We start from the raw sequence: 3,070 nt of genomic DNA, 5'->3' as shown, positions 1-3,070 counted from the left end.
AGACTAACCTCGCGATCCCAGCGATTCCTGAGAGTGTTTTTGAGATGAATCGGCGAAGAAGAGCGATCAATTTTGCAGAAATTAATCCCACGTTCGGCACACCAAACCGTGCGGGGGACATTATCTCTGACCCGCGACAAAGCCTGACTTGCATCTGCATCCGTGACCGTACCATAGAACAAACCATAGACCTTATGAAAGCGCTTGACCTCAATCGAAACACCCGTACTCATCGAAGGCGTGGCAATGATCACATCGTAGTTGAATACCCGCTTATTGATATTGCTCATAAAATCTGTTTCGTGCCGACCGCCACTGGTATCAGAATTAAAAAGCAAGACTCTAATCTTGGGACGAATCGCCCTAATTTTCTCAACCAACTTAGCGATCGCCTTACTACTAGACTTGCTATCCGTCGCCACAAAAACCCGATGACCTTTGGTCACATCTGCTAGTAATTCCTGAATAATCGGCACATCGTTATTTGCCACAATGAATCGAGTAGGATAGCCTTCGGGTTGAAATTCATTCTTAATCAAAAAGACATCAGAACCATCACCACGCAAAGCTTGGAGATAGTTCAAACTAATATCTGAGAGATCCGCGTCAGCGACAATTACCCGTCTGGCGACTTTTACTAAAATATGCAAACGGGCAAGCAGAGCAGAACGTTTGCCATCTTTATTACAGGTCGAACCTGAAATCAAATGTTTGAGTACTTGCTCCACCTCATCAATGACGAGATCGCAATCCACAAATTGACGGGGATCGAAAGCAAGTAAGCTATCGACGCAGGCTCCAACACGAGCAGAATAAGCCGAATCCGTAATAAACTGGCCATCAGCCATATCGAGATCGCCTTTGAAATCCGCATTCATCACCTTACAGAGATTGCGAACCAAACTGACCCGATGACCGAGCAAAGCCAATTTATCTGTCCCCGCAACGATCGCCGCAATCGCCTTAGTCTTACCAGTCCCCTTAGCCGATTGCAGCGCCACAATCCCAGTCTTGGGAATGTAATCGGGGATTTCATATCGATCTAATTGAAATAAAACGTCCATGGATAAATTTCTAGAAGGCTTAAACGTAAGCTGGCTATCTTGTTGATGTTCCCAAGCATAGGTATTAAGGGAGATCGCCGCCAAGTAGACCTGATGAAAAGCATCAATACCGCGTTCAACGATAAAATCATCAACCCCAGTTTTATCAGTACCTTCCAGCAAAGGAATCTCAAGTACTTTAACGAGACAATCCGCATCCGCAAATAGCTTGCCCGTTTTGACCGTAGCAAGAAAAACATCATGCTTAGTTTTTTCCTTAGTTTCGGCATCAAAGCAGAAGCAGACCTGACGCTTGGGAGTAGCAAACATAGCCAGATAGGGTTGCAAAGCTAACTTGCCATCTGCCCCCTGTATCCGTCCCATCGTAATCCCACTTAAAGCGATCGCCACATAACCCTGAGATAACAAGCAGCAAGCCTTTTTCATACCCTCACAGATGAAGATCGGAATTTCAGGATGGGCAGCTACCCAAGCCCAAAAATTAACAGCATCAGGTAAATCCGCGAAATCAACCTCAAGCCCATAGCGATCGGCTACCTTTTGCCAAATTGATTGAGGAACTAAAGCAAAACCACCAACCTGTCCGCGTTTAGCAGGATTCTCATACTTACGGGGTTTCCCCTTTTTGTGATCGATTAGAGGGTTGCTAAGCTTGACTTGGAACACTTCAGGCTTTTCGAGAATGGGATTCCAAGAATGAATGAGCGCTCCAAACAGCTCTGGACGCTGTTGTTTCCCAGATTGCCAGACAGTACGCCACTTAGCAGGATTCCAATTCAGAGCCTCATGAATTGGGTAGCTGACTTCACCCCCACTTTCAATAATTTCATCTGCTATAATTTCTACATTATAAGTAAAAAGTTCAGGCTCGATCGCACTGCCATCAATCCATTCACGGCAAACTAAATCCGAGAAAGAACGTAGATCTAAAGTTGTTGATTTCATCTTTAATATTAAATAAAAAAACTACGATTTTGGTACAAAACATTAAATTTAACGTTTTATGACACAAGAAATATGCTCGGTTGCAACATCCGATAGGAGGATAATTTCAAAATGTAGGTGAGGATCTGTGTTGTTTCAGGAGAAATTAATTTAATAAAGCATAGTAGAAAAACCTAATTATTGGGAATACTTTTACCAAACTCTACCCTTTTATATATATTTTCGACATACAGATATCGTAAACCATCAAAAACGCACTTGAATATTGGGAGCTAGTTCATGAAAAAGCAAAAAGCAGACAAGGAGAAAAGCCTAAAAACAAAGACTTCAAAGGTGAAGGCTCCTAGAGTTATGCCCGATGTATCTGAGTATATTCGGCTGTACAAAGAATCAAACTACCCGATTCGAGACATAGCAAAACACTATCAGGTATCAGTTTCGACGGTATATAACGCGATGGTCGCATCAGGGTTTAGTGAATTTAGACCAAAGCACGCTCGTCTGAGCCATACAAGGATGTCAAAAGAAGAACAGGCGATCGCCTTATACCAAACAGGAGTAACGAGGACAGCCGTAGTCCAGAAGCTCAATATCTCAGCTAGGACTCTCAACCAAGTCCTAGAAAAGCATAGCATCCCCATCCGCCGAGGGATAGATTTAGTCACCTCCGCCAATCGCGCCGCCCAGTATCACAAAGCCTATAACGATCACCACCTAAGCCTAAGAGAAACCGCAGAACTATTTGGAGTATCCCACCCGATTATCCTGCGGGAACTAAAGCGCAATGGCTACCCAATCAGGCAAAGCGTAGACTCTAAAAATCGTCCCACCTTTAAGCTAAAACACAAATTGGGAGGCATAGCAGGCTTACCCACACCAAAGCTTACGCCAAAGCAAAAAGAACGCCGCCAGATCTTGATGCGAATCAGGCAGAGACGTGAAGATAACCAAAAGCTCAAGCGCCTCAAAAACTACAACCGTGCCAAAGAATATTGGCAACTGGTAAATGAAGGCGGGTTAGACTTTGAGGAAGTGGGTAAGCTATTTGACCTGTCAGGTAA

General features: G+C 43.9%; 2 protein-coding genes. One reads left to right on the top strand and one right to left on the bottom strand.

Going from position 1 to position 3,070, the window contains the following annotated elements:
- The coding region (locus tag VB775_RS10155) for a plasmid replication protein, CyRepA1 family (protein ID WP_323216763.1) at nt 1-2,009 on the bottom strand (2,009 nt) is incomplete at its 3' end.
- 279 nt (nt 2,010-2,288) lie between these two features.
- Between VB775_RS10155 and VB775_RS10150 the strand changes: the two genes are divergently transcribed.
- A partial coding sequence (locus tag VB775_RS10150) for a helix-turn-helix domain-containing protein (protein WP_323216762.1) occupies nt 2,289-3,070 on the top strand: 782 nt, incomplete at its 3' end.

Origin of the sequence: Pseudanabaena sp. CCNP1317 (assembly GCF_034931345.1) — a bacterium.
GTDB lineage: Bacteria > Cyanobacteriota > Cyanobacteriia > Pseudanabaenales > Pseudanabaenaceae > Pseudanabaena > Pseudanabaena galeata.
The sequence above is the reverse complement of the archived record's forward strand: the minus strand, read 5'-3'. Positions and strand labels throughout refer to the sequence as shown.